Here is a 266-nt window from a genome sequence, read left to right on the forward strand (position 1 = left end):
CGTCCTATCAGTGACCGAACACAACGTAAATCTCTCTACGAAGAAAAAGTCAGAGAAACGTTTGAACAGTTTGAGGCTATTTATGGTGCGCCCCGAATTACTGATGAATTGAACGCACTGGGTTTCCCCTGCAGCGAAAACTTCATCGCCAAGATTATGGCAGAACAAGGTATTCGCGCCAGAAATGGTAAAGGCTTCAAATACTCGAAGCATGGTCTGGCAATGAATAACGTCTCTGACAATCTTTTATGGAGAGACTTTAAAGC

1 protein-coding gene is annotated in these 266 nt (G+C 43.6%); it reads left to right on the forward strand.

What is annotated here, in order from left to right; translation table 11 throughout:
* Positions 1–266 (forward strand): IS3 family transposase (locus tag OO007_RS20300; RefSeq protein WP_325810194.1); only part of this gene is annotated, 266 nt, incomplete at both ends.

It is taken from the genome of Cocleimonas sp. KMM 6892 (genome assembly GCF_035798195.1).
GTDB lineage: Bacteria > Pseudomonadota > Gammaproteobacteria > Thiotrichales > Thiotrichaceae > Cocleimonas > Cocleimonas flava.